The 7,269-nt window shown below is 68.8% G+C and carries 9 protein-coding genes; 5 read left to right on the top strand and 4 right to left on the bottom strand.

Features of this window, described 5'->3' with window-relative positions:
- Positions 1-509 precede the first annotated feature (509 nt).
- Positions 510-1,043: a hypothetical protein gene (locus ACIBAE_RS27870; protein ID WP_399290584.1), complete on the top strand. Its 534-nt coding sequence runs from the start codon at positions 510-512 to the stop codon at positions 1,041-1,043.
- A gap of 12 nt (positions 1,044-1,055) precedes the next feature.
- A complete protein-coding gene (locus tag ACIBAE_RS27865) occupies positions 1,056-1,262 on the top strand; it encodes a hypothetical protein (RefSeq protein WP_399290582.1) in 207 nt (68 codons plus the stop codon).
- Here ACIBAE_RS27865 and ACIBAE_RS27860 read toward each other — a convergent pair.
- From ACIBAE_RS27860 to ACIBAE_RS27850, 3 genes are all read right to left on the bottom strand, one after another.
- A complete protein-coding gene (locus ACIBAE_RS27860; protein WP_399290580.1) occupies positions 1,252-1,719 on the bottom strand; it encodes a hypothetical protein in 468 nt (155 codons plus the stop codon). The two genes, ACIBAE_RS27865 and ACIBAE_RS27860, sit on opposite strands and share 11 nt — an antisense overlap.
- A 386-nt stretch (positions 1,720-2,105) precedes the next feature.
- Positions 2,106-2,789 carry an NADPH-dependent F420 reductase gene (locus tag ACIBAE_RS27855; RefSeq protein WP_399290578.1) on the bottom strand — a complete coding sequence of 228 codons (684 nt, stop codon included), beginning with the start codon at positions 2,787-2,789 and terminating at the stop codon, positions 2,106-2,108.
- Between the two features lie 25 nt (positions 2,790-2,814).
- Complete coding sequence (locus ACIBAE_RS27850) at positions 2,815-3,654, bottom strand: inositol monophosphatase family protein (RefSeq protein ID WP_399290576.1); 840 nt, start codon at positions 3,652-3,654, stop codon at positions 2,815-2,817.
- 432 nt (positions 3,655-4,086) lie between these two features.
- On the opposite strand from ACIBAE_RS27850, the gene ACIBAE_RS27845 reads away from it, so the two are divergent.
- Entirely contained in the window at positions 4,087-4,443 is a 357-nt protein-coding gene (locus ACIBAE_RS27845; RefSeq protein ID WP_399290574.1) for a hypothetical protein, read from the top strand.
- A gap of 229 nt (positions 4,444-4,672) precedes the next feature.
- Here ACIBAE_RS27845 and cutA read toward each other — a convergent pair whose 3' ends face one another.
- Entirely contained in the window at positions 4,673-4,996 is a 324-nt protein-coding gene (gene cutA, locus ACIBAE_RS27840; RefSeq protein ID WP_399290572.1) for a divalent-cation tolerance protein CutA, read from the bottom strand.
- A 215-nt stretch (positions 4,997-5,211) separates the two neighbouring features.
- On the opposite strand from cutA, the gene ACIBAE_RS27835 reads away from it, so the two are divergent.
- Entirely contained in the window at positions 5,212-5,910 is a 699-nt protein-coding gene (locus ACIBAE_RS27835) for a hypothetical protein (protein WP_399290570.1), read from the top strand.
- Between the two features lie 283 nt (positions 5,911-6,193).
- The gene (locus tag ACIBAE_RS27830; protein WP_399290568.1) at positions 6,194-7,222 is read left to right on the top strand and encodes a hypothetical protein; all 1,029 of its coding nucleotides are present in this window, start codon (positions 6,194-6,196) and stop codon (positions 7,220-7,222) included.
- The last annotated feature ends 47 nt before the right edge of the window (positions 7,223-7,269 follow it).

The raw sequence follows: 7,269 nt of genomic DNA, 5'->3' as shown, positions 1-7,269 counted from the left end.
GGGGGGGGGGGGGGGCCCCCGGGGTTTGTTGGGGGGGGGGGGGGGGGGGGGGGGGGGGGGGGGGGGGGGTGGGTTGTGGGGGGGGGGGGGGGGGGGGGGGGGGGGGGGGGGGTGGCCCGCCCCCCCCCCGCCGTGTACGCTCCCGGCCCGCTGACGCGGACGTACGCGACCCGTCAAGTACTGGGGTTCACCGGCCTGGGGCATGGCGACCCCTTTGGCACGGCGATCATCGCACGAACTCCCCCGGCCGACTCATCGTCATATTCGATACAGAGAAAAGGAGTTGAGCGAGGAAAGGAACATCCCGAACTCCAGTCGGCGTCGTGCCACAGATCCGCAACGCGCTAGATGTGCAACGCGCTGAATCTCGCTGGATTTCACGGCACCAGAACATCGCACGCCACGGCACCGCACCGGAGAGTACGCCCCCAGCCTCTCCACATTGATTGACATGATCCGCCGAAGGACCGTAGCGTCGTGGTGATCAACGCTTACTTCTCGGGGGACCCATGCGCAAGACCACCGCAATCCTGGCCGGAATATCAACCACCGCACTTCTTCTTTACGGCACTTCGCCCGCCCAGGCGGCAGAGGCCGAAAGCCCCCCACCGGCCGAGCAGGTGGCGAGCGAGGCTCCGGGCCCCATAGGGACGATGGGGGCGGCCGGCTCGGCTGCGATCGGCACGTTCAAGTACACCTTCGGCGGCACCACCATCACTGTCCCCACAGGCTGCTTCCTCACCCACGTGATCAAAGGCTCCGGGAAGAAAATCACCAGCCAGACCGCAGGCGTCGACTGCGTGGGCGTCGCCGCACTGGCCACCAGATTCTGTAACACCCAGCTGGAATTCCACTACGCGGATACAGCAGGAAAGACGTACAAGATCCAGCGCGGCCCCCTGAATACCACCTGCAAGACCGGCACCGTCTCCACCTACTCGGACACCACGAGCAAGACGCTTCCCAGTTATGGAAAGGCCTGCGCCCATCTGTACGTCAATGGGAGCCGCCGTAGCGTTCAGTGCCACTACATCACTCAGTGAATGAGGGTTGACATGTCCTACAGCTCTCGCGATTGGTGGACCGAATTCGCGGTCTTCGTCCTCACCACCGCCGCGTGCACGGCCCTGTTCGTCTGGCTGTGGATCGCCTCGCTCGACGGACGCGAGGCGACGGCGAACGGGCTCGGCTTCCTCGTCCCTGGCCTCTTCGTCGGCCTGTGGGCCGCTCGGCGCTACCGGCGGCGACACATCAACCGGTAGCAGAAGTGGTCGTGCGAGCCCGTACTCGACCACTGGCATGAGCGGCCGCCGGAGGGGCCGAGGCCGACATCGACTCACCGGCGCACCCCGTGGTCGGCAGGAGCGGCAGCAATGCCTCCCTGCTCGCCTCGAACGTGGAGAAGGGGCGTACGGTCCACTCGATCCAGCGGTCGCGATGGCTGAGGGAGAAACCGCAGGGTTCCCCCCGGTGCAACGCGGCGACCGCGCCGACGCACCCGGCTCCTTCCACCCAGCTCAGCGCACGATGGCGCTCGGTGGGCGAAAGCTCGGCGGCGAGCGCGCGCACGTCGACGCGCACGCTGCGGACCGCGTCGGCGGGCCTGGCGACGGAGTACCGCGCCACGTCCGCGATCCCGCCGGCGTCCATCGAGCGGTACGTGACCCGTTCGCACCAGTAGGCGATCGAGAGGCGGGTCGTGGTGACGGGTTCGCACATGTGAGACCTCCTGGCGCTGGGGCAGGCCGACCCCTGTCCGCAGCCGGCGTGACGAGCCGCCGACAGGGGCCAGCCCTCCGGACTGCTCCCCAACTGGCGCAGAGCCGGGGAGAGTTGACGCCACTTTGGGCATGTCCCTGCCGAGGAACCGGCCCAGAAGGTGGCGACATCCAGGAAGCTAGCGGTAGCTACAGGTCCGTATCAAGTGTTTGACGTCTAATGAGTGATACGGACTTTGCCAACAGGTAGAACGCGCGCCTGGCCTCGTGGGGGACATCGCACGGTGGACGGAGCACGACCGGTGCGGGCATTTCACGGCGATGGAACAGCCGGAGCTTCGCATCTGCGACATCCCGACGCTCTTCCGGACTCTCCGAGGGTGTCGTTCAGCGCGCCAGGGAGACGGCGAACGGCTGGAATCCACGGCGGCGCAGGATGTGAGGAACGAGCAGGATCAGGGCCTCGGAGGCGCGGGCGGTGATGATGCCGCCGAGATCCTCGATCCATTCCGGCTGCCAGCCCAGGTCGTCGAGCAGGGCCGCGACGACTTTCTTGGCGTCGTCGTCATCGCCGGACAGGTACGCCGTCGGTGGGGTCGACAGGGATTCGGGAGCCGTCATGACCATGAAGAGCATGGTGTTCAGGGTCTTGACCACACGCGTGGCGGGCAAGGCGTCCTGGAGTTGCTCGGCCAGGCTGCTTCCCGGGTAGACCAGGTCGCCGGGCAAGCCGTCGGCGGCGTCGCGGGTCGCGTTGGAGACGTCGACGAGGATCTTGCCGGCGAGTTCGGCCTGGAACCCCCTCAGCCGTTCCAGGGTGGTGTCGCCCGGCGTCGCGTTGATCACGATGTCGGCGGTGCGGGCGGCGGTGCGCTGGTCGGCGAACCGGATCGACTGGTCGACGCCCGCTTCCCGGGCCTCGGTCTCCTCGTCGGCCGCGCGGCGGCCGAGTATGACGGTGTGGCCGGCGGCGGCGAGGGCGCGGGCCAGGTTGCTGCCGACGCGGCCGGTGCCGAGAATGCCGATGGTGGTCATGGTGGGGCGCTCCTTGGGAATGCGGGGACTGGTCATGCGGGGCTGATCCTGCGGGGGCCGATCAGACGATCGGAGACAGGACCGCGACGGCTTCGGCGTGGAGGGCGGGTGCCGTGGCCAGGAAGTCCCGGCTTTCGAGGTTCCACGGGTTTCCCTGGGTGTCGGTGACGGTGCCGCCGGATTCCATGACCAGCAGCGCGCCGGAGAGCAGGCCGGAGCGGACGTCGGAGAACTGCCAGAAGGCGTCCATCCGTCCGGCGGCGACATGGATGAGCTGCAGGGTGGCGGGCACCGAGACCCGCACGACGAGCGCGTTGATCAGCATCGCGGTGACGGACGCGCCGATCCGGCGGAACGTCTCCTCGGTCTCGCCCGGCTTGGCCTGACCAGTGCCCACCAGGGCCGCGTTCAGTGCTGTCTTCTCCGAGGGCCGCAGCCGCTCCCCGTTCAGGTAGGCCCCCCGGCCGGCCAGCGCGGTGTAGGTGTCATCGGTCAGCGGGAGGTGGACGACGGTCAGGACGGGCACGTTGTCGCGCACCAGGGTGGCCGTCACCGCCCACTCGCTCATGCCGTGGATGTGGTTGATGTTGCCCTCGGCGGGGTCGACGATCCACCACTCCCCCGGCGGCAGCGCTCCACCCGCCAGCTCGTCCTCCACCCATCCGGAACCCGGCAGGGCCGCGAGCAGCGGCGCCTGCAGGACACCGAGGACAGCCGCGTCATTGGCGTAGATCTCGGTGACGATCTCATCGAGATCACCCAGACCGGCCTCGGGCGAGAACCGCTCCCGCAGCAGCGCGCCCGCCTTCCGGACAGCGGCCGTGACCTCGGTGAGGAGCGCTTCATCAGCGGCGGAGGCAGCGGACAGCTCAGCGGACTCGTTCAGATTCTGGTCAGACATGATGTGCTCCTTCGACGATGAACTCCGGGTGGCGCCTCACCACCTGCATTCGAAGGTAGGCCGCCCCATAGCTATCGACAAGTGCAAGCTTGTTAGGCCAAGCATTACCCACACGCAATTGAGTCGGCCGTTCAGGGCCCGTCGCCTTGACGGTGCACGGTGAGCCGCATCTCTTACCGCTCACCGTCAAGGACATCCCGTGGCGCACTCCCTGAGGGGCAGCGGGGCAGCGGGGCGGCAGTGCAGCAGGGGCGGGGCAGCGGACGGTGTTCGAGGACCATCCCCGGCCACCCCGCCGGGGATGGTCGGGGATGGTCGGGGATGGTCGGCCGGCTGATCCGCCGTGGCCCCCGCCTGGTCCGGACGAGAGGCCCGCTCCGGCTCAGCCCGAAATGAGTCGTTCTCGTAGCGACGTTACGAGAGCATGGCGGCATGCGCATCCTCGGCCTCGTCTTCGCGGGCACGTCCACGCCCCATCGCTCTCGGATGGCCGACTTCCTCAACGACACCTTGGCCCTGCCCCGGGCGCGGGTGGACGGCATCGAGGCTGACCTGTTCGAACTGCCCGACGGATCAACCTTCGCGGTGGCCTCGCCCGGCGGGATGGGCGATACGCCCCGGTCCGTCGGCTTCCTCGTCGACGATCTCGACGCCGCCGCGGCGGCCCTGCGCGAAGCGGGCGTCACCGTAGGCGCGATCGGCGAGAACGAACGCGAGCGCTACCTGCACTTCCGCGCCCCGGACCGCGAGCTGTACGAACTGGTGGAACGCAGAGCCGACACCGCCTGACGTACGGGGCGACCAGGCCAGGGCGACCAGGCCGGGGCGACCAGGCCGGGGCGAGCACGTCCGGGGCGACCAGGTCCGGGGCGACCAGGCCGGGAGCCCGCACCGCCCGCGCGCATACGGACCGCCGCCGGCCGCACACACCCGCCCCCGCCCCACCGGTTCCGACCGGTACTCGGGAGCGCGGGAAGCGAATCACGCTCCGCCCCAGCCCAGGCAGCCTTCGGCCCGGTCAACCGGCCGTCTCGGCGTTCAGCCAGTCCAGATAGGCCGCACCCCCGGTCGCCACGGGTACGCCGATGATCTCCGGGGTGTCGTACGTGTGCCGCTCACCGATGAACGCCGCGAGCCGGTCGGCGAGGTCGGCGCGCGTCTTGAAGTCGATGCGCCACTCGGGCTCGGTCTGTACGTCGCCGTCCCACCAGTACACCGAACTGACCGGGTAAACCTGGGCACAGGCGGCCAGCCGCTCGCGCACCACGGCGGCGGCCAGCTCACGGGCCTTGTCCTCGGCGTCGTGGGTCGTGGTGACCACGAGAAAATCACGGTTCGTCATGCGGAGCACCGTAGAGGCAAGCCCCTTGCACGGCAGGGATATTGACGCGACCGACCTCCCTCTGCGCCGATGAGAGACCGACAGACAGGCAGGGCAACGAACCTGACCACGGCAGGTCGAGGATTCAGCTCCGCACCATCGGGGGCAGATCAGGAGTGCCCCTGTATTCTGCGATCTTCGCCGGTTGTCCGGACGGAGTCCCTCGGCAGGTCGCCATGTCTCCTGTGCAACGCCAACTGATGGCCGCGCTCGACGCGCTGGACCAAGCCTTCGCCTCCGAAGAGCCCTTTCCCGTCGCGGGGTGTACGCACTGCTACGCCGAAAAGGACCTCGCCGACCTCTCCGGGCCCCTGCACCTGATACCCGACGACCTGGTGTCCGCTGTCGCCGCCGAGGTGCCCAGCCACTGGGACGACTTCCCCCGTCTTTACCGCCGTCTCGTCCCGCGCATCGTCCGACCGGTTGTCATGGGTCAGTTCCACGTCGACGAGGAACTCATCGCCACCCGCTTGCTCCAGGCGGGTTGGACCACCTGGGACGCGTCCTTGACCGGCGCTCTGAGCAACGTCTGGTCCGCCTGGTGGGAGGCGACCCTGCACACGCACCCCAGCCCCGTCCCCATCAGGGAAACCCTCAGTCTCATCGGCGTCGCCACGGACGGCCTGCGCCCGTGGCTGAACATCTGGACCGCCACCCCCCACCCGGCCGCCGACGCGCACCTGGCAGACCTCATCGACGACGTGATGTTCGAGTCCGAGATCACTGACCTGCACATGGGTTTCCACGATGAATACCACGCCACGCCTGAGCTGCTGCGCTGGCTCCTCACCGACGTACGCGACCGCGCCGACGACGCCCGCCTCGACAGCCCTTTCCTCCATGAACACCGGCCAGCGGCTCAGCACACCGACTGACCGTTTCACTTGCCACCAGGCATTGCGCTTGCCAGTTGGGCGCATCGTTACGGGGGTGCCGTGGTCATCCCGGTGGGCGTAGCTCGGCACACTCCTCGGCGAAGGCGCAGAGCGCGATCTGGCTCTGCCCGCGAGAACGACAGCGGATGTGCACCGGTGGGGAGGCAGCCGACGTCGGCGAGGGAATCAACATACTCACCAGGTCGACAGCAGCACTGGCGCGGGGCAGCTGCTGCCGAGGGTTCCCGTTGGCCAAGGCCGTCGGGTGTTTAAGGTCGCGTCCATGACGAGGACCACGCCGGCACGCCCGCTCGATGTCGAGGTGCTCTTCCCGGAACTGGCTGTTTACCGGGGCACGACGACGCGCCTTCACCCTCGGCCAGGGAGCCCGGACGTGTCGGCCAGCTCGGTGGGTGGTCCCATGCTGTGGCCTGCGAACGAGCCGTGGCCGGTGTGCGGCGAGGCCCACAGCCCCAGGCAGGGGCGGCGCCCGGCCGATATCCACCGGTGGCGGCAGCTCCTGTCCGCCGCATGGGCCCGGAGGCGGAACCCGGGCCCGACAGACGAGGAACGAGAGCTCTTGGACGAGCTGCGCCTGGAACATTGGATACCCGAGGTGCCCGAGAGGGACCCGCTGCCGATGATCGGCCTCGCGCAGTTCTATCGGAGGGATGTCCCCGACCTGCCGACAGGGCTGGAGGACTGCGATCTGCTCCAGGTGTTCTGGTGTCCGTTCAACGCGCACGGCCCGAGCCGGTACGACCTGGAGCTGCACCTCCGCTGGCGGCGTTCATGGCAGGTCGGCCCCGTACTGACCGCACCGCCGCAGCCGCCGGTCGTCGGGTCCGACGGCTTCGTACCCGAGCCCTGCGTGCTGCACCCGGAGCAGGTGGTCACTTACCCGCTCGCGGGCCTCCTGCCCGAGGACCTCCGCGCCCGGATCGACGTCTGGGAGGAAGCCCAGGGACAAGCCGAGAAGTCGGCGGCCGGGAACACGGCCGAGCCGGTCGGCTACCAGTACGACCTGTCCATCCCGCCCGGCTGGCGCGTCGGCGGCTTCGCCTCCTGGCACGCCACCGACCCGTACCCCATGGACTGCCGAACCTGCGGGGCACCGATGCACCTGCTACTGACCATCGACAGCTCGGAGTGGGACGGCGGCAGCGGCAGCTGGAGACCGCTGGAGGACCGCGACCTGCCCACCCCTCGATGCGCCACCCCCACCAAGGTCACCGTGGGCCGCTTCGGCGAGCTCAACGTATTCGCCTGCCCCACTGATCCCGACCATCCGCACCGCTGGAGCATCCAGTAGCTCGTACGACGTCACGCTGCTGACCGGAGCACGCGATTGGGCCCGTA

The sequence above is a fragment of the Streptomyces sp. NPDC051569 genome (genome assembly GCF_044454085.1).
Lineage (GTDB): Bacteria > Actinomycetota > Actinomycetes > Streptomycetales > Streptomycetaceae > Streptomyces.
The sequence above is the reverse complement of the archived record's forward strand: the minus strand, read 5'-3'. Positions and strand labels throughout refer to the sequence as shown.